The 21,094-nt window shown below is 67.8% G+C and carries 22 protein-coding genes and 2 tRNA genes; 12 read left to right on the top strand and 12 right to left on the bottom strand.

What is annotated here, in order from left to right; translation table 11 throughout:
• Nucleotides 1-23 precede the first annotated feature (23 nt).
• Both ABL312_RS16490 and ABL312_RS16485 read right to left on the bottom strand, forming a co-directional pair.
• Complete coding sequence (locus tag ABL312_RS16490; RefSeq protein ID WP_349358489.1) at nt 24-980, bottom strand: YihY/virulence factor BrkB family protein; 957 nt, start codon at nt 978-980, stop codon at nt 24-26.
• A gap of 247 nt (nt 981-1,227) precedes the next feature.
• Nucleotides 1,228-1,368 (bottom strand): hypothetical protein, encoded by a 141-nt coding sequence (locus tag ABL312_RS16485; RefSeq protein WP_349358488.1) that lies wholly within the window; start codon nt 1,366-1,368, stop codon nt 1,228-1,230.
• Nucleotides 1,369-1,463: 95 nt separating this feature from the next.
• Between ABL312_RS16485 and ABL312_RS16480 the strand changes: the two genes are divergently transcribed.
• The gene (locus tag ABL312_RS16480) at nt 1,464-2,063 is read left to right on the top strand and encodes an exopolysaccharide biosynthesis protein (protein WP_349358487.1); all 600 of its coding nucleotides are present in this window, start codon (nt 1,464-1,466) and stop codon (nt 2,061-2,063) included.
• A gap of 260 nt (nt 2,064-2,323) precedes the next feature.
• Here ABL312_RS16480 and ABL312_RS16475 read toward each other — a convergent pair whose 3' ends face one another.
• The gene (locus ABL312_RS16475; protein ID WP_349358485.1) at nt 2,324-3,226 is read right to left on the bottom strand and encodes a PRC-barrel domain-containing protein; all 903 of its coding nucleotides are present in this window, start codon (nt 3,224-3,226) and stop codon (nt 2,324-2,326) included.
• A gap of 102 nt (nt 3,227-3,328) precedes the next feature.
• Nucleotides 3,329-4,363, bottom strand: a complete 1,035-nt coding sequence (locus ABL312_RS16470; protein ID WP_349358484.1) for a sodium:calcium antiporter — start codon at nt 4,361-4,363, stop codon at nt 3,329-3,331.
• A 284-nt stretch (nt 4,364-4,647) separates the two neighbouring features.
• Here ABL312_RS16470 and ABL312_RS16465 point away from each other — a divergent pair, with 284 nt between their 5' ends.
• Nucleotides 4,648-5,667, top strand: coding sequence for a formate/nitrite transporter family protein (locus ABL312_RS16465; RefSeq protein WP_349358483.1), 1,020 nt, complete (start codon nt 4,648-4,650; stop codon nt 5,665-5,667).
• An 89-nt stretch (nt 5,668-5,756) separates the two neighbouring features.
• Nucleotides 5,757-6,251, top strand: a complete 495-nt coding sequence (locus ABL312_RS16460; RefSeq protein WP_349358482.1) for a DUF892 family protein — start codon at nt 5,757-5,759, stop codon at nt 6,249-6,251.
• 369 nt (nt 6,252-6,620) lie between these two features.
• Here the strand turns inward: ABL312_RS16460 and ABL312_RS16455 are convergent, their stop codons facing one another.
• The 3 genes from ABL312_RS16455 to ABL312_RS16445 form a co-directional block, all read right to left on the bottom strand.
• Entirely contained in the window at nt 6,621-7,067 is a 447-nt protein-coding gene (locus tag ABL312_RS16455; RefSeq protein WP_349358481.1) for a hypothetical protein, read from the bottom strand.
• A gap of 181 nt (nt 7,068-7,248) precedes the next feature.
• Nucleotides 7,249-7,325 (bottom strand) — tRNA-Arg (locus ABL312_RS16450).
• Between the two features lie 170 nt (nt 7,326-7,495).
• Nucleotides 7,496-7,571: transfer RNA gene (locus ABL312_RS16445), tRNA-Ala, on the bottom strand.
• A 307-nt stretch (nt 7,572-7,878) separates the two neighbouring features.
• Here ABL312_RS16445 and ABL312_RS16440 point away from each other — a divergent pair.
• The 3 genes from ABL312_RS16440 to folD are packed head-to-tail and all read left to right on the top strand — an operon-like array spanning nt 7,879 to nt 9,459.
• The gene (locus ABL312_RS16440) at nt 7,879-8,169 is read left to right on the top strand and encodes a YggT family protein (RefSeq protein ID WP_349358480.1); all 291 of its coding nucleotides are present in this window, start codon (nt 7,879-7,881) and stop codon (nt 8,167-8,169) included.
• An 8-nt stretch (nt 8,170-8,177) separates the two neighbouring features.
• Nucleotides 8,178-8,510, top strand: coding sequence for a DUF167 family protein (locus ABL312_RS16435; RefSeq protein WP_349358479.1), 333 nt, complete (start codon nt 8,178-8,180; stop codon nt 8,508-8,510).
• A 52-nt stretch (nt 8,511-8,562) separates the two neighbouring features.
• Nucleotides 8,563-9,459, top strand: a complete 897-nt coding sequence (gene folD / locus ABL312_RS16430) for a bifunctional methylenetetrahydrofolate dehydrogenase/methenyltetrahydrofolate cyclohydrolase FolD (RefSeq protein ID WP_349358478.1) — start codon at nt 8,563-8,565, stop codon at nt 9,457-9,459.
• Between the two features lie 108 nt (nt 9,460-9,567).
• On the opposite strand, the gene ABL312_RS16425 is transcribed toward folD, so the two are convergent.
• Nucleotides 9,568-10,221 (bottom strand): queuosine precursor transporter, encoded by a 654-nt coding sequence (locus tag ABL312_RS16425; RefSeq protein ID WP_349358477.1) that lies wholly within the window; start codon nt 10,219-10,221, stop codon nt 9,568-9,570.
• Nucleotides 10,222-10,531: 310 nt separating this feature from the next.
• Nucleotides 10,532-10,825, bottom strand: coding sequence for a 50S ribosomal protein L28 (rpmB, locus tag ABL312_RS16420; RefSeq protein WP_349358476.1), 294 nt, complete (start codon nt 10,823-10,825; stop codon nt 10,532-10,534).
• A 753-nt stretch (nt 10,826-11,578) separates the two neighbouring features.
• On the opposite strand from rpmB, the gene ABL312_RS16415 reads away from it, so the two are divergent.
• From ABL312_RS16415 to ABL312_RS16405, 3 genes are all read left to right on the top strand, one after another.
• Nucleotides 11,579-12,385, top strand: a complete 807-nt coding sequence (locus ABL312_RS16415) for a DUF3108 domain-containing protein (protein WP_349358475.1) — start codon at nt 11,579-11,581, stop codon at nt 12,383-12,385.
• A gap of 235 nt (nt 12,386-12,620) precedes the next feature.
• Complete coding sequence (locus ABL312_RS16410; RefSeq protein ID WP_349358474.1) at nt 12,621-13,574, top strand: acetyl-CoA carboxylase carboxyltransferase subunit alpha; 954 nt, start codon at nt 12,621-12,623, stop codon at nt 13,572-13,574.
• A gap of 257 nt (nt 13,575-13,831) precedes the next feature.
• Nucleotides 13,832-15,043, top strand: coding sequence for a L,D-transpeptidase family protein (locus tag ABL312_RS16405; RefSeq protein ID WP_349358473.1), 1,212 nt, complete (start codon nt 13,832-13,834; stop codon nt 15,041-15,043).
• A 29-nt stretch (nt 15,044-15,072) separates the two neighbouring features.
• On the opposite strand, the gene ABL312_RS16400 is transcribed toward ABL312_RS16405, so the two are convergent.
• From ABL312_RS16400 to ispG, 3 genes are read right to left on the bottom strand one after another with little or no spacing between them, the layout of a single operon-like run.
• Nucleotides 15,073-15,789 carry a DUF429 domain-containing protein gene (locus tag ABL312_RS16400; protein ID WP_349358472.1) on the bottom strand — a complete coding sequence of 239 codons (717 nt, stop codon included), beginning with the start codon at nt 15,787-15,789 and terminating at the stop codon, nt 15,073-15,075.
• Between the two features lie 27 nt (nt 15,790-15,816).
• The gene (pdxY, locus tag ABL312_RS16395; protein WP_349358471.1) at nt 15,817-16,707 is read right to left on the bottom strand and encodes a pyridoxal kinase PdxY; all 891 of its coding nucleotides are present in this window, start codon (nt 16,705-16,707) and stop codon (nt 15,817-15,819) included.
• A complete protein-coding gene (gene ispG / locus ABL312_RS16390) occupies nt 16,704-18,032 on the bottom strand; it encodes a flavodoxin-dependent (E)-4-hydroxy-3-methylbut-2-enyl-diphosphate synthase (protein ID WP_349358470.1) in 1,329 nt (442 codons plus the stop codon). Before ispG ends, pdxY begins: the two co-directional genes overlap by 4 nt.
• 194 nt (nt 18,033-18,226) lie before the next feature.
• On the opposite strand from ispG, the gene ABL312_RS16385 reads away from it, so the two are divergent.
• From ABL312_RS16385 to ABL312_RS16375, 3 genes are all read left to right on the top strand, one after another.
• Complete coding sequence (locus tag ABL312_RS16385) at nt 18,227-19,144, top strand: 4-hydroxy-3-methylbut-2-en-1-yl diphosphate synthase (protein ID WP_349358469.1); 918 nt, start codon at nt 18,227-18,229, stop codon at nt 19,142-19,144.
• Between the two features lie 124 nt (nt 19,145-19,268).
• Complete coding sequence (locus ABL312_RS16380; protein WP_349358468.1) at nt 19,269-20,075, top strand: hypothetical protein; 807 nt, start codon at nt 19,269-19,271, stop codon at nt 20,073-20,075.
• A 43-nt stretch (nt 20,076-20,118) separates the two neighbouring features.
• Nucleotides 20,119-20,922: a hypothetical protein gene (locus ABL312_RS16375; protein WP_349358467.1), complete on the top strand. Its 804-nt coding sequence runs from the start codon at nt 20,119-20,121 to the stop codon at nt 20,920-20,922.
• The last annotated feature ends 172 nt before the right edge of the window (nt 20,923-21,094 follow it).

The following is a 21,094-nucleotide window of genomic DNA, read 5'->3' as shown; positions in this document are numbered from 1 at the left end:
CGATTGCGGTAACCAACGCGCGGTCAACGGCTTCGTTCCCTCAAAACGTCGGACGCCAGCGTGTCGGCCACATAGGCCTCGCGCTCGCCCATCGGCCTCGGCGGTCCGACGGTCGAGTCGCGCCGGGTGCGCCACTCCAGTTCGGCGTTCAGCCGGGCGCCGGAAACCAGAACGAGCGCGCTGAAGTAGAGCCACAGCATGAAGACGGCGGCCGCGGCGATCGACCCGAAGGTGGCGTTGTAGCGTCCGAAATTCTCGATGAAGACCGAGAGCGCCATCGAGCCGCCCAGCCACAGGAGCGTTGCCAGCACCGCGCCCGGCACCACCCATCGCGCGCGCGGGGACCGCCGGTCCGGCGCCTGTTTGAACAGGATGAAGACCGCAAGGGCCAGAACCGCCGCCAGGATCGGCCAGCGCAACCACAAGACCGCCGTTTCGCGGCTTTCGGGAAATGGCCAGATCAGAGCGATCGCCGGAATGACCGTCACAGCGACCACGATGATCGTCAGGGTCACGAAGGCCCCGAGCGTCGCCGCCAGCGACATGACGACACTGGCCAGAAACCCGCGTCGGGTTTCTTCCTTGTGGGCCCGTGAAATGGCGAAGATCAGGGCATTCATGCCCCGCGATCCCGACCACATCGCGACCACGAGACTGATGCCCAGGCCGATGCCGAAGCTGGTGTCGCGCGCGGCGAAGGCGGTCACGCGCGTATCGATGAGCTGCACGATGTCGGACGGCACGGCGGGGGCAAGGGGCAGACGGGTCAGGTCGAGGGCGCGGGTGTCGGCCACCAGCCCCACCACCGCGACCAGGGCGCTGATTGCGGGAAACACGGACAGAAATCCGAAGAAGGCGACGCCGGCGCAGCGCAGCGACGTCTCCATGTCGAAGGCCGCCCGGGCGGTCGCACGGCAAGCGGAGACCCAGGCCGCCGGCGTGAGGGCCATGGGAACGGCGGCATTGTCGGCTGAGGCCACGCTCTGCCTCCTGTCCATCGACGCCTGCGACGCGCCGCCTCCGGCGCGAGGGGGCATCTCTTGCGCGGTGCGGAAGAGAGCTCCACCACACATACGCGCGGCGATCCGACAGGTTCCGTCGACCGGCTGCGGGAACCATTTTCCGTGTGCCGCCTTGTCCGGCGGGAACACCGTGTCTCAGCGCGGGAAGATACCCATATTCACACCGGCAAGGCCGCTTCACACCGGCAAGGCCGCCTGTTCCAGGCTACGGCCGGTCTTGCGGCTCCAATGGGAGAACCTGTTTCACCTGATCGCGGCGGGTTCGATCCATCGCGAGCGTCGCGAACCACAGGGCCGAGGCGAAAGAGACCATGGCGACAATGAAGATCCAGTTTGGTTCAGGCATAAGGGGCTCCTCTCGTGTGTCTCGATGCCAACGGCGTCACGCCGGCAGGGTTCCACCGCAGCCACGCCACCGCTCAACGATCCAAGGTGACGGTCGTGACATCCAGCAATGAAAACGGCTCCGACCTGCGGTCGCTGTCCGCCATCATCGATCGGGCGATGGACGAAGCCCGCCGGGATCAGGTGGCGGTCGGCGATATCGTCGAGGCTTTCGGCAGCGCCAGCTTCGTGCCGCTTCTTCTCGTGCCGGCGCTGGCCGTCGTGACCCCGCTCAGCGGCATTCCCGCGTTTTCGAGCCTGTGCGGCATCGCGATCTTCCTGATTTCCGTGCAAGGGCTGATCGGTCGCGAGTGCGTCTGGCTTCCGCAGTGGATCATGCGCCGCGACCTCAGCGGCGACCGGGTCGGAAAGGCCTTGGCGAATATCCGGCCCTGGGCCGCGCGGCTCGATCGTCACACGCGCGAGCGGTTGAGCTTCCTGTTCCGTCGGCCGTTCCGGGTCCTTCCGCAGCTTTCCTGTACGCTGTTCGGCGCCATGATGCCCTTTCTGGAACTGGTGCCGTTTTCGTCTTCGCTGCTGGGCGCGGCCGTGACGCTGCTCGCCCTGTCCATGTTGACGCGGGATGGCCTCTACGCGTTGATCGCGCTTCTCCCGGTCGCCGCCGGCACCTGGGCGATCGTCCGGTTTCTCCTGTGAAGGACCGATCGCCATCCGGCGGCGGCGGATGGCGGGACCGAGGTCGGTTGATCTCGCGTGCCTCGACAGGAGCGCTCCCCGAGGACAGGACACCGACCCCGAGGACAAGACACGGAGGCGGAGCGTCGGCATTTCCGCGCCCGCGCCGTGTCGGACCGGCGGCCCTGCGCGCGCATCCCGAAGGGCGCTCCAGTCGTCTTGCCGGCAAAAAAAGAGGGGCCGCGCGGGCCCCTCCTGTTCTTGCGGACATGCCGGACGGATCAGGTTTCGTCTTCCCAACGCTCCATGCGCTCAAGCTGCTGTTCGCTCGCCTCGATGTAGACGTTGAGGCCGCCCCAGCTGCCATCGCGGCGGATGTCGACCTGATCGAAGGTCATCGCGACGGGCTTCTCGCCAATCCCCAGGAAGCCGCCGACATCCACGACCATATGGGTGATTTCGCCGTCTTCGGTGATCACCAGATCGCCGACATCGCCGACCCATTCGTTGGTGCTTCCGTAGACCCGCGCGTCTTCCAGGTTTTCCGCGGTCAGATCCGTCGTTTCGGCGCGGTCGAGGGTCTCGCGGTCAGGGCCCACCCGGCGGTCGGCCTTCTGCTGCGCCCCGGACATCTGCCCGTCGTCGGACATCGACCCGTCGCCCATCTGGCGGTTCTGCATCTGCGCATAGGCGCCGCGGGTCGACATTTCGTCGTTGGCGGCGGCCGTCTCGGCGCTGTAGTCCTCGCTGTCCTCGATCAGGCTGCGGTCGCCGGTGAACAGGGCGAAATACTCGCCCTCGTCATCCTCGTCGGGGACGATGCGGATGTTGTCCATCGAGAGCCGTTTCCTGGTTTCTCCAACTCCGAGGAAGCCGCCAGCATCGACGACAACGGCGGTGATCTCACCGTCCGCGGTGATCAGCACGTCCTCGATGTCGGCGATGTTCTCCCAGGTATCGGGCGCGTCGGTGTAGGGCGTGTCCAGCATCGACTCGTCGAATGCGCCTTCGGGGGTGAAGAGGGCCTTCCCCATCAGGGTCGCCGTGCTGACGGTCATCCCGCCGTCCATGTGCCGGGCGGCGGTCATCTGATCGCGCGTGGCGGTGTTGTCCATCTGCTGAGCCGCCATGGCGGGCATCGCCATCGCAGCCACCAGCGCGGTCGTTGCAAGCAAACGTTTCATCGGTTGCATCTCCTTTTGGTCACGCGGGTTTTTCGTCCCGGCTGCCATGGAAACGCGGCGTTCGCGAAAACGTTGCCTTGCCGGTCGAAAAAAACCGGCGGATCACATGGCCAGAGACTGGATCGCGACAGCTCCCGCATAGACGGCAAGGATGCCGGCGCTTTCGAAGCCGATACGGCCCGGCCCCTCGCGTTGGCGCACGATCAGGCCCAGCATCAAGATGGCCGTCATCACCAGTCCGGTCGCCAGCCAGAAGAAGTCGGCGCGTGTGAGCGCGTGGTAAAGCGAGCCGTCCCGATACGCGGCGTCGGACAGCGTCAGAAAGAGCGTGTCGAACGTGTTGCCGCCTATGATGCCGCCGACCGCCAGTTGCAGCGCCCTGCGATGCACGGCCGCGAGCGTGGTGACCAGTTCCGGCAGCGAGGTCGCGACGGCGGTCATCAGTGCCCCCACCAGCGAGGCGGACAGATCGTAGCGGTCGGTCAGTTCGCCCGCGACCTGGGCGATGACCCAGCCGGCCAGTCCCATGACGGCCATCAGGCCGCCGAAGAGAGCGAACAGGCCGAGATTGCCGCCCGTGTCGCGTCGGTCTTCGGCGGGCTTGTCCTCCTGCGTCAGGCGCGTTCCGACAGGACGCCACATCGGATCCTCGCGCACGCGCCTGGAACCGGCGACGCCGGCCACATAGACGGCCACAAGGGCATAGGAGGCGGGATGGAGGCCGAGAATCGTCACCTCCGGGCCCGCGTAGGCCAGAACGGGGATGGCCAGCAACAGCATCAGCAGCGCGCTCTGAAACACATTGGCCAGTTCGGCCGCGGCATGTTCCAGATTGGCGCGACGGTGCAGGACGTCGGCCAAGGCCAGGAACGCGGTCTGGGCGGCAATGCCGCCGACGCCGTTGGAAAAGGCGAGCGAGGCGCGCCCGTCGAGCGCCGAGGTCACCGACACCACCGTCCCCGACAGGGATGTCGCCGCCCCGAGCAGGACGCCGCCGATGAGCGCCTCGCCAAGTCCCGTCGTGTCGGCAATGCGATCGGCGACCGCGGTCATCCGCACCCCGCAGGCCAGAATGATCGCGGCGGCCAGGGTGAACAGACCGAGCAGCACGAGAAGCGGAAACTCGCTGACGTCCATTTGCAGTTTCTCCGGTTCGCGGGGGCAATGCGCCGCTTCGGGTTTGGTTCAAGGGCGCGATCCCGGCGCGCGCGTTATGCCAATTTCGACGCCCCCGCGCGAGGACGGATCGGTCGACCCGGGCAGGGCGGCGACGACGCATGACGCGGCGAGGCCATCTGGCGTGTGCGGCCTCAGATGGCCCGTCGGACCCGTGGCGCAGAGGGGCATTGCGCCCGCCGTCATGACGCCGCCGCCGGCCGGTTTGCGCGCAAATGGAACCAATCCGGGTCCGACCGGTTGATGTGGATGACCTGTACCGTGCAAACCGTACCGCCGACGGCCGACGCTCTCGAGCGCGAACGGGCCTGGCCCGATCGTCCGGCCGGGACGCTCGAGGCCCGTCTCCGGCGCCGGAGTCTGGTCGGACGGCATGCCTCCGGGGGGACGTCGTGAGCGCCGCGCCGGGCAAAAGCGAGCGGGAGGAGGTGGCGGAAGTCGTCGATGAGGCCAAGGTCAAATCGATCGACCGCGCGTCCAAACTCTCCTCACGCCTCATCCACGAGGTCATCCGCCACGAAGGCGAGGAGGAATTGAGCCGTCCGTTCCGGTCCCTGTTCTGGTCCGGGGTGGCCGCCGGCGTCCTGATCAGCTTCTCGATCGTCGGCAAGGCCATGTTCCGGAGCCATCTGCCGCCGGGCGACTGGCTGCCGATCCTTGAAAACCTCGGCTACGCCTTCGGCTTTCTGCTTGTCATTCTGGGCCGGATGCAGCTCTTCACCGAAAACACCATCATGACGGTGCTGCCGGTTGTGTCGCACCCGACCCCGGACATGTTGGGGCGGCTTGCCCGCCTGTGGGGGATCGTGCTGACAGCGAATGTGATCGGCTGTTTCATCGCGGCCCTGGCGATCGCCTACGGCCAGGTGCTGCCCGATGAGATCAGGAGCGCATTCGACGCGCTCGCGAACAAGGCAATGGCCCTTCCGGCGCTGGACGGCTTCCTGCGCGCGATCCCCGCCGGCATCCTGATCGCCGCGCTGGTCTGGATGCTGCCGCAGGCCGAAGGGGCGAGCTTCTGGGTCATCACGCTGTTTACCTGGCTGATCGGCGTGTGCGGCTTCACGCATGTCGTCGCCGGCTCCGTCGAGATGGCCTATATGCTGCTGACCGGCCAGAGCAGCATCGTCGCGGGCGTCACCGACTTCTTCCTGCCGGTGCTCGCCGGAAATGTCGTCGGCGGAACGCTCATCTTCACCTTTCTGGCCTGGGCGCAGGTGCGCGACGAAATCCCGTCCGACGACCACGGGCAGGATGAACGATAGACCCGGGATCGATCCCGTCGCCGGGCGGTCGGAACGAAACCCCAACCCGCGCGTTCGCTCTCCAGCATCACGTCAGTGAGGAGACAGATATGACAATCCGAAATCTCAAGGACGTCTATATTCATCAGCTTCAGGACATGCACAGCGCCGACCGCCAGGCCCTGGCGGCGACCCGTCGTCTGGCGATGCTGGCGCATGACACGCATCTGACCGACGCGCTGGAGGCCGGGGTCGAGGGCATTCGCGCGGGCATCGGGGAGATGGAGGCCTTGCTGGAGCGACATGGCGCCGCGCGGGAAGAGGGGCATTCGCGGGCCATGGACGGCATCGTCGACGAGATCAAGACCGACCTTCTGACGGCCGACATCGCCGATCCCGAGCCGCGCGACGCGATGATCGCGGCGCAGTATCAGCGCATGGCCCATTTCGCCATCGCCGGCTATGGCACGGCGCTCGCCTATGCCCGGAGGCTGGGCCTGGAGGACGATGCGGCGCAGCTGCAGCACAATCTCGACACCGCCTACAGCGGCGATCGCACGATGAGCCAGATCGCCAATGCGACGCTGAACGAAAAAGCGGCATAGGACGCAAGAAAAAGACGGCGGGGGCCGGGCCTCGCGTCCGGGCGTCGCCTGCCGGCGCGATGCCGGGCGCCGCCCGGATTGACTGGCCGGCTGACGACGGGCCAGCAGCGTCGTCGGATGCATGCTGGGGGCGATTCGACGGGGCACTCGGGCCCAGCGGCTGCCATTGGAGTGCTGGCGGCAATCCTGGCGCAGGTTCGGGCGGCGCACGGACGCACGCCTTGCCCGATCCGCTCTCCCGCCGTGGCCGGCTCCCGAGTGATACGAGGTTTGCCCGAGGCGGCGACCTGCCGGCGACACCCGCGCCCGGTCGCGGCCGGGCGCGGCACAGTGCCATGGGTTGTCGGTGGCCGTTGCGTTCAAGCGGCCTCAGGCGTTGCCCTTGCCCAGATCGCGCTTCGCGCGGACGTCCTTGTCCAGTTTCTCGAAGCTCTCGATCACGTCGTCCGCCTCTTGTTTGGCGTCGGGGACCGCGTGCCGCTGGTTGCGGACATTGGCCTGATCGTCGCCTTGCAGGGAATTGCGACCCATCTTCCTGCTTGCAAGGTCGGTCTCGGTCAGCCGGCTTTTTTCCTTCGATTTCTCGCCCATCGTGACGTCACTCCCTTGTCTCCAGAGCCTGTGCTCGGTCGGTTTCCGTCTCGCGCGCTCCACGCACAGCTTGTGCGAAGTCGTTGCGCCTGCCGCGTCAACGAACAGATCGTCGAAACGTTCCGGGAGCGACGGGGAGCCGATCGCAATCGGAACCGGCGGCCCGCAATCGCGCGCCGTTTCACGCCATGCGGGGGCCGTCGATGGCCGGATTGCGACAAGCAAAGACGGTCGGTGGACTTGCGGGCGTCAGATCAAAGCCGGTCGGCACGCACCATCCGAATGCCGGTATCCTCCGCTGCGAACGCCGCGCGGGGTAGAAATGTCGGGGAGGAAAGAAGAGCGGCGGCGAGCCGTTCCGGTACAAACCGTTACCCATGTCTGCGGATCGGACACAGATAAGGAATGGCGATCCCGGCAGGATTCGAACCTGCGACCCTCAGATTAGGAATCTGATGCTCTATCCTGCTGAGCTACGGGACCGCGACGCGGCGCTTGCCTGCCGTCTGGATAGCAAACTGAGGTGAAAAATCAATTTCAATGCGCGCAAGGCGGCGTCATCCGCCCACGGGCGATCCGCCCCGCGCTGCGCGAAAGGCAAGCCCGTCCCGGCATGGAATGCCCAGGCGGCCAGATTTCGATTTTCGGGGATTTGGTGGAGCCGAGGGGAATCGAACCCCTGACCTCTGCAGTGCGATTGCAGCGCTCTCCCATCTGAGCTACGGCCCCGCGTCCGTCGGACGTGAGCGGCATTTAGGGGAGGCGGAGGGGGGCTGTCAAGGCTTGCGATGAGCCGGATGGGCATTGGTGTGCGCTTGGCTGGGGAGAAGCGGGAGGCGGGCGTTCGACTGGCGCGTCGACCGGTGCGTTGACCGACGCCCTCCGGCGTCATTTTTCGTCCGGCTTCCCCGGAGTGCGACACGATCCGGACAGACGGCGAAGGAGGGCGGGAACACGCGGCCTTGCGGGCCAGCCGCCCGCCCGCTACATGGAACGCAGACAGTCCTTACGGATCCGAGCCGGAGCATTTCCGTCCATGCGCGCCATCCTCGACGTGATTCTCATCATCCTCGACCTTTATGTCTGGATCATCATCGCCAACGTCATCTTTTCCTGGCTGTTCGCCTTCAATGTCATCAACGCGAGCAATCAGTTCGTCGCCATGATCGGCCAGGCGCTCTACAATCTGACGGAGCCGCTGCTGGGGCGCATCCGCGGGTTCCTGCCGCCGCTCGGCGGGCTGGATCTGTCGCCCATCGTCCTGCTGCTCGGCATCTTCCTGCTGCAGCGGGTGATCGTTCTCTATCTGTATCCCAACGTGTTCTGAGGTCCGCCATGGCGCAGGGCGCCGAGGCCTGGCGCGCCGTCGACGGCGGGGTGCGGCTCGCGGTCCGCGTGACCCCCAATGCGGGGCGTGCGTGCATCGACGGGCTTGCGACACTTGCCGACGGAGAAACGGTTCTCAAGCTGCGCGTCGCGGCCGTGCCGGACAAGGGCGCGGCCAACGCCGCCGCGCTCGCCCTGCTCGCCAAGCGCCTCGGCCTGCCGAAACGCGCCGTCACCCTGGTGTCGGGCGCCACCGCGCGACGCAAGCACATCCATCTTGACGCAGATGCGCAAGCGATTGCCGCACGGCTGTCCGACATCTGTGGCGGCCGGGGCGTATAGTCCCGCGCGTCCGCCGTTTCCCGCATCAGTCCGTTTACCCGCCGGAGGTTCCATGTCCGCTTCCCTCATCGACGGCAAGGCCCGCGCCGCCGCGCTGCGCGCTGCCGTCACCACCGCCGTTTCCGATCTGAAGGCCGCGTCCGGCGTGACGCCTGGCCTCGCCGTGGTGCTGGTCGGCGACGATCCGGCAAGCCAGGTCTATGTGGCCAACAAGGTGCGCCAGACGGCGGAGTGCGGCATGCGTTCCATCGAGCATCGCCTGCCGGCGGACACGCCGGAGGCCGAACTGATGGCGCTGATCGCCCATCTCAATGCCGACAGCGAGGTCGACGGCATCCTGGTGCAGATGCCGCTGCCCGGTCACATCGATACGGACCGGGTGGTGATGGCCATCGATCCGGCGAAGGATGTCGACGGGCTGCATCCCGCCAACGCGGGCCGGATCGTGCTCGGCAAGCCGGGGCTCGTGCCCTGCACGCCGCAGGGCTGCGTCATTCTGGCAAGGGAAGCGCGCGGCGGCGATCTTTCTGGTCTCGACGTGGTGGTGCTCGGCCGGTCGATCCTTGTCGGCAAGCCGGTCGCGCTGCTGCTGCAGAACGCGAATTGCACGGTGACCATGGCGCATTCGCGCACGCGCGACATCCCGGAGCTGTGCCGGCGCGCCGACATTCTGGTCGCCGCCGTCGGGCGGCCCGAGATGGTGCGCGGCGACTGGATCAAGCCGGGCGCGACGGTGATCGACGTCGGGATCAACCGCGTGCCGGCCCCCGACAAGGGCGAGGGCAAGACGCGGCTCGTTGGCGATGTCGCCTTCGAGGAGGCGAAAACGGTGGCCGGCGCGATCACCCCGGTGCCGGGTGGCGTGGGGCCGATGACCATCGCCTGCCTTCTGGCGAACACCGTGGTGGCGGCCTGCCGGCGGCGCGATCTCGTGGTTCCGCAGATGTAGTCGGGTTCTTGCGGGTGTCCGCGCCCGCGCTGTCCGGACGACAAAAAAGGCGGCGCGCCCGATGAGGTCGCGCCGCCTTATTCGTTGGCGAAAAGAGAGGGCTTTGCCTCAGGCGCGGTTCGGGGCCGGCGACAGGGCGAACCAGGCCAGCGCGAGGCGATAGGGCAGCAGCAGCGCGGCGGCCACCAGCAGCTTCACGGCCAGATCGCCGGCGGCCCAGGAGAGCCAGCGCGGCACCTCCACCGCGATCACGCCGAGGAAGGGGGCGGTGCCGGTCGCGAAGGCGTCGTCATGGCCGAGCAGCGGCACCAGCGCGGCGGAAAAGGCGATGCCGAAGAAGAGGACCGTGTCGATCAGCGAGCCGAGCAGCGAGGAAATCGCCGGCGCCTTCCACCACGACAGGCGGCGCAGCCGGTCGAAGACGGCGATGTCGAGCAGATGCGCCACCAGGAAGGCGGTGCCGGAGGCGAGCGCGATGCGCGGCGTCGCAAAGAGGATCGACAGAAGCACGGCGATGGCGAAACCGACGAACACCACCTTGCGCGCGGCCGAGGGGCCGAAGCGGCGGTTGGTCAGGTCGGTGACCAGGAACGCCGCCGGATAGGTGAAGGCGCCCCAGGTCAGCAGATCCGCGAGATCGATGCCGGCGAGCGTCGCGTGCACCGGATATTGCACGAGAATGTTGGAGGCCACGATCACGGCGGCCATGGCGAGCACCGCCGGAACGGCGCGGGCGAGACTGAACTGGCGAAGGTCGGTCATGCGGGTCGTCTCCAGGGGCGGTGCCGTCTCAAAAGCGGGATCGGCTCGGGGGCGGCCGTGTCGAACGCCGCTGTCGGCTGCGTCCGGATTTTGATGCCTCGGCGCGAAGGCCGGACGCTCGAGAGCCTCCGCATGTCCCGCCGAGGACGGTGTGGGACTGTCTGCCCGAGCGCCAAAGCGCCAAACGCCACCCGAGCGCCAACGCGCCAAACGCCAAAAGAGGCGCCCGGGCGCCCCTCGACCGGGGCGGCTCGACCGCCGCCCGATATGTCGTCAGGTCGTCACCCGGCGCGTCGCGCCGGAGGGCGCCTTACGCGGCCGCGGCCTGCTGGCGACGCTTGATCTCGGTGCGCAGCAGGCGCGCCTTGGTCGACAGCTCGGAGTCCGAGGCCTTGAGCAGGAACGCGTCGAGGCCGCCGCGATGCTCCACCGTGCGCAGCGCATGGGCGCTGATGCGCAGCTTGTAGGTCTCGCCGAGCGTTTCCGACATCAGCGACACATTGCACAGGTTCGGCAGGAACCGACGCCGCGACTTGTTGTTGGCGTGGCTGACGTTGTTGCCGGTCATGACGTCCTTGCCGGTCAGTTCGCAACGGCGGGCCATGGGACACCTTTTTGTTTCTCGGCAAACCTTGCGGCTTGCGGGGTCGATATCTCGGCAGACCGACCGGCCTGCGGGTTCAGCTCGGGGACGCGCGGGCGCCCGACGAATGCGACATTGCCGGATCGGCCGCGGACCTGGATGGGTCCGGCGCGCACGCACCGGCATCTAAGGAGAAGTCGGGTTGCTATACGGGCCGCGGGCGCCTGCGTCAAGCATTCTTGCGCCCACCCGCGTCGCTTTGCGCGCAAGCTGGGACCGCGTCGCTTTGCGCGCAAGCTGGGACCGCGTCGCTTTGCGCGCATACGAAAGACCGCGTCGCTTTGCGCGCTTGCGGGAAACAGCGTCGCTTTGCCTGGCAGTCTCCGCCGTGTTCCCGCGGCAAGATCCGATTTGCGGAGCGTTAACCATGCGGTTACCGTGTCGGGGGACACTGGAGCGGAACAGAGCAGGCGCGGGCGCACTGAAGGACGGCGCGTCCGGGCCCTTCGTCTGCCGGCCCAGGCTGTTCATCTTCCGGCCCCGGCCTTTTGTATTCCGGCAAGGGGCCGGGCCGCGCGCCCCGCGCAGGATGCGTCCGCTTTCGGGCGAGACGCACGTGCGGGGCTTCGGGTCGAATGTGGTGGCGAGTGTACCGTGGTCTTTCAGCCGTGCCGAGCAGGCCGCGCTCCGGGTGAGGGTTCGATGTCCAGGCTTTCGTTTTTCAAGCCGAATGCGGCAATGCGCCATGACACGCTGCGGCGTGTGAGGAGGGCGGTGACGCCCGCCGTGGCGGGGCTGGTCTGCCTGACGATGGCGCAAGGGGCGGCGGCGGAAACCACCCGGCTCGGCGGCGTCTACGACGTGTCTGTCTCGGGCTTCAAGATCGCCCGGGGCTCGCTGTCGCTGGTGCTCCAGAAGAACGCCTATTCGGCGAAGATCGGCATGCAGCCGGCCGGCATCGGCACGCTGTTTTCCACCGGCAAGGGCGGCGCGGAAGCCTCCGGCTGGCTGAACGGGCGCTCCGTCGTGCCCTCGCGCTACAAGATGGCGTCGCGCGCGGCCGACCGGGATTTCTTCGTCGATCTGGCGCAAGGCTCCGGACATGTGCGCAAGATGCGGGTGACGCCGCAGTTCAAGCCCAATCCGGAGCGCATCGAGGTGTCGTCGAAGCACAAGCGCAATGTCGTGGATCCGCTGAGCGCGATCCTGATGCCGGTCAAGGGCCATTCCGGCAAGCCGGATGCCTCCGTGTGCAAGCGCCGGATCCCGGTCTTCGACGGCTGGACGCGGTTCGACATCCAGTTGAGCTACAAGGAAACCCGCTCCGTGTCCGGACGCGGCTACGACGGCGATGTGGTCGTGTGCTCCGCGCGCTGGATTCCGGTGGCCGGGCATCGTCCATCCAAGGAATCGGTCAAATACATGGCCGAGAACCGCAAGATGGAAGCCTGGCTCGCGCCGCTCGGCTCCGGCGGGGTCTTCGTGCCCTATCGCATCGCCATGGGCACCAAGAGCGGCACGCTGGTCGTGGAACCGCGCAAGCTGGAAATCTCGCAGGGACGCGACCAGGCCGCGCGCTGAGCGCGGTATTGCGGCCGTTCTCGCCACGCAGCGCCGCCGCGCTTCCCTTTGCGGACCCGGGCACATCCGGGCGTGCGTCCCTCGGGTTCCCGGGCGCGTTCGCCGTCGAGCCATGCGCACGGGTTGCGCCAGATGGCCGCCTGGCATCTCTTGACAGCGCCCCCCCGGCTCGCCAGTGTCGCGCCGCAATAAGTCGCGGGCGAAACCGCCCGCACAGCGCCTGGATCCACGTTCGATGCACAGTTTTCTCGAGTTCGAAAAGCCCGTCGCCGACCTTCAGGGCAAGGTTCACGAATTGCGCGCGGTTGCCGCCTCCGGCGAGGAAGTGGAGGTTTCGGACGAGATCGAACGGCTGGAGAAGAAGGCCGAGCAGACGCTCAAGGATCTCTACGCCAAGCTGACGCCCTGGCAGAAGACGCTGGTCGCCCGCCATCCCGACCGGCCGCATGCGATCGACTATATCGCCGGCCTGATCGAGGATTTCACGCCGCTCGCCGGCGACCGCAGTTTCGCCGAGGACGCGGCGGTGATCGCCGGCATCGGCCGGTTTCGCGGGCGCTCGGTGGCCGTGCTGGGCCAGGAAAAGGGCGCGGACACGCAGTCGCGGCTGAAGCGCAACTTCGGCATGGCGCGCCCGGAAGGATACCGCAAGGCGGTGCGCATCATGGACATGGCGGAGCGCTTCGGCCTGCCGGTCGTCTCCTTCGTCGACACCGCCGGCGCCTATCCGGGCATCGGCGCCGAGGAGCGCGGCCAGGCGGAGGCGATCGCCCGCTCCACCGACCGCTGCCTGTCGCTCGGCACGGCGAATATCGCGCTCGTCATCGGCGAGGGCGGATCGGGCGGGGCCATCGCGATCGCCACGGCCAATCACGTGGCGATGCTGGAGCATGCGATCTACAGCGTGATCTCGCCGGAAGCGGGCGCCTCGATCCTGTGGCGCGACAGCGCGCGGGCGCAGGACGCGGCGACCAACATGAAGATCACCGCGCAGGACCTGATGCAGCTCAAGGTGATCGACGAGATCGTCGAGGAGCCGCTCGGCGGCGCGCATCGGGCGAAGGAGATCGTCGTCGACCGCGCCGGAACGGCCATCGAGGCCGCGCTCTCCCGCTTCGACGGCATGAGCGCCGACGAGATCCGCGATCACCGCCGCCGCAAGTTCCTGCAGATCGGCCGCTCGCTCTGAACGCGGTCTGCCCGGCTCACCCGGTCGTGCGCGCGCCCGGCGGTGTGGCGCATGCCGCGCGATGCGTGGGCCTTTGCCGAGAAAAAGCCTGAATCCTGAGTCAGCACCATACCGGGGAGCGCGCGTGCGCGACGTGCGTCGTAACCTGTGGTAAACGCTTCGTGACTAGCCTGTCGGAAATGCGATCCGGCATGGTGGTCGCGACAGGTGTCAGGCCGCGGCTCTTGGCAGCCGGGGCAGGCGAACGAGGATACGGCATGGCGCAGATGGCGCGCGATGACACAAAGGGGCGTCGGTCGATCGGCCGCGCCGTCTCGAAAGCTCTGGCGGTCGTGGCCCTCGGCGGGCTGCTGGCCGCCTGTCAGGCGGATGAACTCGGCTACGGCCCGAAGCACCTGCGCCCGGTCAGCGCCGAGGTCAAGCGCGCCATGGCGCGGCTCGACATGGACAAGACCAGCCCCATCATGCTGCGGATCTTCAAGGAAGAATCCGAGCTGGAGGTCTGGAAGCAGACGAAGTCCGGCCGCTTCGCGCTCCTGGAAACCTTCGAGATCTGCAAGTGGTCGGGCAAGCTCGGGCCGAAGTTCAAGGAAGGCGACCGGCAGGCGCCTGAGGGCTTCTACGAGATCACCCCGGCGCTGATGAACCCGAATTCGAGCTATCATCTGGCCTTCAACCTCGGCTTCCCCAACCGCTTCGATCAGGCGCACGACCGTACCGGCTCGCATCTGATGGTGCATGGCGCGTGTTCCTCGCGTGGCTGCTACGCGATGACCGACGCGCAGGTTCAGGACATCTACGCGCTTGCCCGCGACAGTTTCCGCGGCGGCCAGCGCTCCTTCCAGGTTCAGGCGTTTCCCTTCCGCATGACTGCGGAAAACATGGCCCGGCATCGCGATAACGAGCATTTCGAATTCTGGCAGATGCTCAAGCGCGGCTACGACCATTTCGAGGTGACGAAGGTTCCCCCGAAGATCGAGGTCTGCGAGAAGCGCTACGTCTTCGACGCGACGCCGCTGGTGGAGGGCGTGCCGTTCCGGGCGCGGGCCAAGTGTCCGGCCTACGACATTCCCGATTCCATCGAGGTGGCGGTCGCGCGCAAGCAGCAACAGGACGCGGAGCAGTTCGAGCAGATCGTGCTGGCCGAAGCGCGCGCGGAAAAGCGCAGGGCGCAACTCGCCGCGCTGTTCGGGGGCGGCACGGACGACGACGAGACGCAGGCCGATGCGGCCGGAAACGGCGCGCAAGACGGACCCGCGCAAGGCGCGACGGCGACCGCCACGGCCGATCAGAGCGCACCGGCGGCCCAGCCGGGCCCGGCGACGCAGACCGCCTTCGCGCCCGAGCGTGACAGCGGCGGCGGGTTCTTCGGCCGGCTGTTCTCCGGCTTTGGCGGCGGCGACGCGCAGGCGGCGGCCGAGGGGGCGGGCGATCCGAACGCGCCACGCCCCGCCGTCAAGCCGCAGTAAGCGCGCGACGGCCGCGAAGCGTGGTTTGATCAGGCCCAGATCGCCATTCTGAGGCCCTTGGCGTCACGTTCGAAATTCCCGGGAAAGGGCGTGGCTGTGCCGTGCGCGATGCGCGCCGCGATCACCGCATTCACGCAGGCGTCGATCAGATCGTCGCGCCCGGCCCCGCGCGGCGGGCGCTGCGCCAGAAAGGCGGGGTCGACGCCGTGGCGCGCCAGAAGCTCCGCGCGTTCCTCCAGTCCGGCCGGGTTCGCCCGCGATTTCACCTTCTTCGGCAGCGCCATGGGGCACTCGTCGTTGAGGCGCCAGAAGGCGACCTCCGGGTGGACCTCATAGACGCGGGCCTCCAGCTCCGGCGTCATCAGCGCGTCGATCTCCCGGATCTTTGGAAACAGATGAAACGCCTGCTTCGAGACCTTGCGCGGCGGGTCGGACGCGGCCAGGGCCGCCCGGCAGGCCTCGCCGTAGTCCTGGCACCAGACGGCGCTGCGCGCGGGCACGGAGAAGACCGAGGACTGGCGCGGGCCGAGCAGCGGGCGTACCGCGCGTTCCGCCCCGCGTCCGCCGGGGCCGGCGCGCTCGGGCAGGCCGATCGGCATGTCGACGGCGATCACGTCCGGGCCGTCGGGCGTCAGCAGATCGGCGAAGCGGGGTACGAGATCGAGGGTGGGCGGCGCGCGGCCCTCGAGATCGCGGGTCACGACGATCCAGCCCGCACGGCAGCCGTCGACGCCGGCGATCTTCATCGCCTTGCCTTTGACATGACGGGCGCCTCAGGCGCGGATCGGCGCGTCGAGCACGCGCCGGCTGGAGACGAGCGCCATCGGCTGCAGCAGCGTGCCCTGTTCGCCGGAGATCATGAGATCGGCGGCGCCCTGCTTGACGGAGCGGGCGACGAGATCGAAGACGCTTGCCGCCGCGCGCTTGAGCGCGGCCTCGTCGTCGAGGCCCGAGACCAGATGCGCGGTGAAGAGCGCCGACATGAGATCGCCGGTGCCGTGGGGGGCGTTGGGGATGGCGCCATGCTCGGCGGCGATACTCGCGCGGGCCGTCACCAGCAGGTTGGACACCGCGTTGCGCCTGAGTGCCGGGGCGGAGGTGACGAGCACGCGGGCAGGCCCCAGCCTGCGCGCGGCGGCGATGGCCTCCGCCTCGCTCGTCACCTCGGTTCCGCTCATCCACGTCAGTTCGAACAGATTGGGGGTCGCGACATCGGCCAGCGGGACCAGCGTGTCGCGCAGGGCCGCGGCCGTCGCTTCCGGAACGTAGAGCCCGGAGCGATCGCCGCTGACCGGATCGCAGACGTAGAGCGCGTCGGGATTGGCGGCCCGCACCGCCGCCACCAGCCGGGCCACGTGGCCCGCCTGGCCCGCGCTGCCGAGATAGCCCGACAGGACCGCGCCGACGCGCGAAAGCCCGTCCGACCCGATCAGATCGTCGACCAGAGCGGCGAAGGTTGCGTCGTCGGGCACGTGACGGGTGCCCGGTCCCTGTCCCGGATGCCAGGGCAGCAGCACGGTCGGCAGCAGCCAGACCCGAAAGCCGAGGCGCTCCAGCGCGAAACCGGCGATGCGGGTGCCGACGGCGCCGCGCACCACCTGCGAACTGACCACCAGGATATCCGTCGGGCGCGCCGGCCCGGATGCGGGCGATGTCGGGGTCATTCGGCGGCCGGGCGATCGCCGCCGAAGCGCGTCTCGATGTAGTCGTCGACCATCGCCTTGAAATCGTCGGCGATGTTGGGACCGCGCAGGGTGGCGACCTTCTTGCCGTCGACGAAGACCGGGGCGGCCGGCGTCTCGCCGGTGCCGGGCAGCGAAATGCCGATGTCGGCGAACTTGCTCTCGCCGGGGCCGTTCACGATGCAGCCCATCACAGCGACATTGAGCGTCTCGACGCCGGGATACTTCTTGCGCCATTCCGGCATGGACACGCGGATGTTGTCCTGAATGTCCTGCGCCAGCTCCTGAAACACGGTGGAGGTGGTGCGTCCGCAGCCCGGACAGGCGGCCACGACCGGAACGAAGGAGCGGAAGCCCATCACCTGCAACAGTTCCTGCGCCACCTGCACCTCGCGGGTGCGGTCGCCGCCGGGTTCCGGCGTGAGGGAGACGCGGATCGTGTCGCCGATCCCCTGTTGCAGCAGGATGCCCATGGAGGCGGCGGAGGCGACAATGCCCTTGGTGCCCATGCCGGCTTCCGTCAGGCCGAGATGCAGCGCGTAGTCGCAGCGCGCGGCGAGATCGGTATAGACCGCGATCAGGTCCTGAACCTGGCTGACCTTGGCCGACAGCAGGATCTTGTCGCGCGGCAGGCCGATCTCCTCGGCGCGCGCCGCCGACATCAGGCCGGAGCGGATGATCGCCTCGCGCATCACCGCGTCCGCCGGCGCGGGCTCGGCCTGCTTGGCGTTTTCGTCCATCAGATGGGTCAGCAGCTCCTGGTCGAGCGAGCCCCAGTTGACGCCGATGCGCACGGGCTTGTCGTGGGTCAGCGCCAGCTCGATGATCTGGCCGAACTGCCTGTCGCGCTTGTCCTTGAAGCCGACGTTGCCCGGATTGATGCGGTATTTGGCGAGTGCCTCGGCGCAGGCCGGGTGATCCGTCAGCAGCTTGTGCCCGATGTAGTGGAAGTCGCCGACCAGCGGCACGTGACAGCCGATGCGCGCCAGCCGGTCGCGGATCTTCGGGACGGCGGCGGCGGCCTCGTCGCGGTCGACGGTGATGCGCACCACTTCCGATCCGGCGGTGGCCAGCGCGGAGACCTGGGCGACGGTGGCGTCGATGTCGGCCGTGTCGGTGTTGGTCATCGACTGGACGACGACCGGCGCGCCGCCGCCGACGGTGACCGAGCCGACCTTGACCGGGACCGAGACGCGGCGCGGCGCCGGACCGGCGCGCAGCGGGGAGGCGGGCGGCGGTTCGTTGGCCGGGCCCGCGTGAGCCGTCGGGCTGGGGGCTTGCGCCCCGGGAAAACTCTCGCCTTGCATGATCCCGATCCGAATCCCAGGTCCGCGTGAACCGCGACAGCGGAAGCGCTCCGGTGCCGCGCGATATCCTACCGTCGTTTGAATAGGGCGCGCCATCCCCGCGCGCAAGGGCCTGCAAAGGGCCATGAGACGCGCGTCGGACCTTGACCCGGCGACGTCGAGCCCGCATCTCAGGGCGACAAGGAGAACCCCGGATGCTTCTGACCGTCCTCAGCCGAACGCTCGATCTGGCGCGCACGCGCATCGGCACGCTGTTTGCCGCCGGCTGGGGCTACATGCTCCTGCTGGTCGCGCTCAATGTGGCGATCAGCGTGTCGCTGACGCCGGCGAGCGGCGGCTTCACGACCGGCTCCTACATGATGGAGCCCATCGTCGAGGGGACCGGGACCGCCGACCGGGAGGCGGCGCTGCGTCTGCTCGCCGTGCTCGCCAACATCGCCGCCGGCTTTTCCATCGGCGTCGCCTATCTGCGGCGGTTGCTGCTCGGCCGGCACGAGTTCTTTCTGGCCTTCGGGGCCCGCAATCTGCGCGTCGCCTGGAAGCTGGTCGTCCTCGGCGTGCTCGGCGTCGTGTTCCTGATCCCGCTGACGATCCTGTCGGGCATGCTCGTGCCGATCACGGGGCCGATCGGGGTCTTCGCCATGATCGCCAGCCCCTTCGTCGCCGTCATGCTGGTTCAGCGGGTGTCGCTGGTGCTCCCGGCCGCCGCGCTCGACGATGCCATGACGCTGAAGGAGTCCTGGCGGCTCACGCGCGGCATCGGCTGGGCACTCGCGGTCGCGGCCCTGGCGGTCTCCGTCCTTGGCGGGGTGGGCGTTGCCGTCTGGGCGCTCGTGCTGTCGCTGGCCGACATCTTCGTAAGCGGAACGGGGCCGGTCGCGCAACTGCGCTCCGCGCTCCTGCCGATGGGGGCGATGGTGATCGTCACCTGGCTGTTCGCGAGCCTGCATGCGACGGCCTATGCGCTGGCGCGCGAGCGCTTCGCCGACGAAGTCGGGCTGAAGCTCGCCGAAATGGAAGAGGCGGAGGCGCGCCGGCGCGCGGCCCATCGCAGCGAGGCCCGCCGCGCCGTCGACGTCGTGCGCGGGCGGTCCGGGCGGGCGAATCGGTAGGCGCGGCCGGCGGCCGTCGCGGCGCGCCCGTCATCCCCGGTTTTTCGCCGGCGCGACTTGCGAAGTCGCGCAAGGGTTGGAATGCTGCAACCGAGACGTTTCTTGGCGCGCATTGCGGGGGCTCATGTTTTTTCAAACGACGGTTCGGCTGTTCACCGGCACCTTCAAGGCGCTGTTTTCCAACTTCCTTGATTTTCTGAAGATAACCTGGGCTTGGGGTGTCTTGCTCATTGCAGCGCAGGTTTTCGCGGCCTTGCTAACGCCGGCCGGGCATTTCGGCCGGGTTCCGCTTGCAGGCGCTCCAGCGCCGTTCCAGGGTGCGGTCTTCGCCGGAGCGCTGGTGGTGGTGTTTGTGCTCTGCTCCGTTCCCGTGGCTTGGCATCGGAAACTGCTGCTCGATGAAGCGCCTGGCTTCATTCACCTGAGAGTCTGGAAGCGAGAGATCAAGTTCCTGCTCCGCGGTGCGTTGGCGCTGCTGACGTGCATTCCCCTTCTTCTGGTGGCGTTGATGGCCGCCGTGATCTGGCAGCCTTCGACCCAACTGGAAGCTCTTGTCGCGTCGACGCTGCTCAACTTCCTGATTCTGCCGTTCCTTCTCAGGTTGAGCATGATGCTGCCGGCGGTTGCCGTCGACGAACCGATGACGCTGGGTGAGGCCTTCACGGACAGCGAAGGACTCGGGTTGCCGATGGCGCTTGCCGTTTACCTCGCCGGGCTTTGCATCACCGCTATTTCCTACGGCCTTGAGTTGGCCCTTCGGGTGCTGGGAGGTGCGCAACTGGCGTCGTTCTTCATCGACATTGCCGCGTCGATGGTCCTTGTCGTCCTTGCGGTCGGCGTGATGAGCGGCGGATATCAGATCTTGAGAGAGCGGAAAACCGCGGAAGACGCACATAAAGCAGAGACCACGAGACCGACTGAGGTGCGCTAAGACACACGTCACCCATTTCTCGAACGTGCGGAGTGAACGAGGCATGTTTTTTCAAACGACGGTTCGGCTGTTCACCGGCACCTTCAAGGCGCTGTTTTCCAATTTCGAGAATTTTCTCAAGATCTGCTGGGCGTGGTTCGCGCTGATGATGCTGGCGCAGCTCGTGCTGGGGCCGGGGCCGCAGGCCGATCCCGACACGCCGATGACCGCGGCGCCGGGCGACCTGCTGGCGAGCGTCGTGTTCCTGGCGCTGGCCCTGCTGTCGAGCGCCTCGATCTCGGTCGCCTGGCATCGCTGTCTGCTGTTGAATGAAACGCCGCCGACGGTGAACCTCAGGGTCGGTGGACGGGAACTCGCCTATGCGGGCCGCTTTCTGCTGCTGATGCTGATCGCGGGCGCGCTCTTCGTGCCGCTCGCCTTTCTTACCACGGCGATCATCGGCGCCATGGACGTGTCGGGCGGGGTCTTCACCGTGTTCGTTCTGTCCGGCGTCCTGATCCTCATTCTGCTGCCGCTGCTCGCCCGCATCGCCCTCATCCTGCCGGCTTGCGCGCTCGACGAGCCGCTGTCGGTCAAGGAGGCCTTCGGCTCCAGCGCCGGGCTCGGCGGGCCGATGGTGCTGTCGGGGATCGCGGCCAGTCTGGCGGTCACCCTGCCGCTGCTGGCCCTGGGCTGGCTCGTGGCGCTGGGCGGCGGCGGGATGTTCTCGCTGGTCGCGACGCTGATCCTGTCGCTCGCCGCCCAGATCGCGGGGACCGCCTTGCAGATCGGCATCCTCACCGGCGGCTATTACATCCTGCGCGAGCGGCAGATGGCGGCGGGCGGGGCGGGCGGCGCGCCCGAGTGAACGACCGCGCGCCGGGCGCGCGCGGGTCCGTCTTCGCGGCGCCGTCGTGATCGTGTTGCAGTGCAATGCCATGTCGTGTTTGATGCGCGGGCGACCGCCGGCATTTCGACACGGATGCGTTTTCAAAGACTGCTGCACCGCTCGGCCGTTCGGCCGGCGCTTCCAAGGAGAT

Origin of the sequence: Stappia sp. (assembly GCF_040110915.1) — a bacterium.
Lineage (GTDB): Bacteria > Pseudomonadota > Alphaproteobacteria > Rhizobiales > Stappiaceae > Stappia.
This window is presented reverse-complemented; position numbering and strand designations above follow the sequence as displayed.

What these genes read in the sequence shown, in the direction of transcription:
- ABL312_RS16485 (WP_349358488.1), bottom strand. Translation starts at nt 1,368, where the DNA reads ATGCCTGAACCAAACTGGATCTTCATTGTCGCCATGGTCTCTTTCGCC.
- ABL312_RS16475 (WP_349358485.1), bottom strand. Translation starts at nt 3,226, where the DNA reads ATGAAACGTTTGCTTGCAACGACCGCGCTGGTGGCTGCGATGGCGATG.
- ABL312_RS16470 (WP_349358484.1), bottom strand. Translation starts at nt 4,363, where the DNA reads ATGGACGTCAGCGAGTTTCCGCTTCTCGTGCTGCTCGGTCTGTTCACC.
- ABL312_RS16460 (WP_349358482.1), top strand. Translation starts at nt 5,757, where the DNA reads ATGACAATCCGAAATCTCAAGGACGTCTATATTCATCAGCTTCAGGAC.
- ABL312_RS16440 (WP_349358480.1), top strand. Translation starts at nt 7,879, where the DNA reads ATGCGCGCCATCCTCGACGTGATTCTCATCATCCTCGACCTTTATGTC.
- ABL312_RS16435 (WP_349358479.1), top strand. Translation starts at nt 8,178, where the DNA reads ATGGCGCAGGGCGCCGAGGCCTGGCGCGCCGTCGACGGCGGGGTGCGG.
- folD (WP_349358478.1), top strand. Translation starts at nt 8,563, where the DNA reads ATGTCCGCTTCCCTCATCGACGGCAAGGCCCGCGCCGCCGCGCTGCGC.
- ABL312_RS16425 (WP_349358477.1), bottom strand. Translation starts at nt 10,221, where the DNA reads ATGACCGACCTTCGCCAGTTCAGTCTCGCCCGCGCCGTTCCGGCGGTG.
- rpmB (WP_349358476.1), bottom strand. Translation starts at nt 10,825, where the DNA reads ATGGCCCGCCGTTGCGAACTGACCGGCAAGGACGTCATGACCGGCAAC.
- ABL312_RS16410 (WP_349358474.1), top strand. Translation starts at nt 12,621, where the DNA reads ATGCACAGTTTTCTCGAGTTCGAAAAGCCCGTCGCCGACCTTCAGGGC.
- ABL312_RS16405 (WP_349358473.1), top strand. Translation starts at nt 13,832, where the DNA reads ATGGCGCAGATGGCGCGCGATGACACAAAGGGGCGTCGGTCGATCGGC.
- ABL312_RS16400 (WP_349358472.1), bottom strand. Translation starts at nt 15,789, where the DNA reads ATGAAGATCGCCGGCGTCGACGGCTGCCGTGCGGGCTGGATCGTCGTG.
- pdxY (WP_349358471.1), bottom strand. Translation starts at nt 16,707, where the DNA reads ATGACCCCGACATCGCCCGCATCCGGGCCGGCGCGCCCGACGGATATC.
- ispG (WP_349358470.1), bottom strand. Translation starts at nt 18,032, where the DNA reads ATGCAAGGCGAGAGTTTTCCCGGGGCGCAAGCCCCCAGCCCGACGGCT.
- ABL312_RS16385 (WP_349358469.1), top strand. Translation starts at nt 18,227, where the DNA reads ATGCTTCTGACCGTCCTCAGCCGAACGCTCGATCTGGCGCGCACGCGC.
- ABL312_RS16380 (WP_349358468.1), top strand. Translation starts at nt 19,269, where the DNA reads ATGTTTTTTCAAACGACGGTTCGGCTGTTCACCGGCACCTTCAAGGCG.
- ABL312_RS16375 (WP_349358467.1), top strand. Translation starts at nt 20,119, where the DNA reads ATGTTTTTTCAAACGACGGTTCGGCTGTTCACCGGCACCTTCAAGGCG.